Source organism: Vibrio sp. 03_296, from assembly GCF_002265885.1.
The window spans coordinates 1-869 of the sequence record NZ_NPKW01001002.1 but is presented as its reverse complement, the minus strand read 5'-3'; the positions used below and the strand labels follow the sequence as shown (position 1 = coordinate 869).

The 869-nt window shown below is 47.8% G+C and carries 1 protein-coding gene and 1 pseudogene; one reads left to right on the top strand and one right to left on the bottom strand.

All coding sequences use genetic code 11. The features are described 5' to 3' along the window. A pseudogene (locus CIK04_RS29450) lies at nt 1-573 on the bottom strand (MFS transporter); the annotation flags it as partial. 173 nt (nt 574-746) lie between these two features. Between CIK04_RS29450 and CIK04_RS29445 the strand changes: the two are divergent. Next, the coding region (locus tag CIK04_RS29445; RefSeq protein WP_128824757.1) for a LysR family transcriptional regulator at nt 747-869 on the top strand (123 nt) is incomplete at its 3' end.

Genomic DNA, 869 nt, shown 5'->3' with positions numbered 1-869 from the left:
ACACTGCTTTGCTTTGGCTCATTAGCGACRCTAGGCTGTGCCATTGTTGCCGCAACCAAGACCAATCCCAGTACTGTTAACGCAACAAAAATACTGTGCCAACCAAAGCTATCTGCTAATACAACACCCAACTGAGGGCGAGCGCAGGAGAAAGCGCCACCAGCGGCATAATGGTAGCAAAATTGTTGGCTACTGCTAGGTAGTGAACGTTTGATGACCAYGGCTTGCCAGATCACGGCCGGCGCGGCACACCCGATCGCTTGCACAAAACGCAAGCTGAGCAGTTGCCAACTTGATCACTGAACGACCAACCCAATGAGGCCAGCGTAAACAGAGCAAGGCCAGCTGCCAAGGTATTACGGTGGCCAAACTTATCAGAGGCAAGGCCCCAAAGCAGTTGACCGACTGCCATGCCGACCAAGAAAACGGTTAAAGAGAGCGCGATCTGACTCTGGTCCGGTCATAAAGTCGATTTCCATCGCTTTAAAGGCAGGGAGATACATGTCTGTTGCGACAAAGCCGAGCATCGAGAGGGCTGCAATGATACACAAGCTGTAATTTTGAAATGTTCATAGTTATTCCATTCAATTTTTTCACTACAAATGTTTTGTGATCAGTTGGCGCCAACCCTGATTTATATGCCCTGCTATTCTATTTTTCGCATTTGATAAAATAAAACGCTAAAATTCGTGGTTATCAATCAAAATTTTTGAAAGGTAGGCTGTGTTTCAAACCGTCGTCTAGAAATGTTGGATACCGTCGCTCGTTTAGGCAGTTTTACTGCCGCCGCTGAGGTGCTGCACAAAGTGCCTTCGGCCATCAGCTATGGTGTGCGTCAAGTGGAACAAGAACTTGGCGTGTTGCTGTTT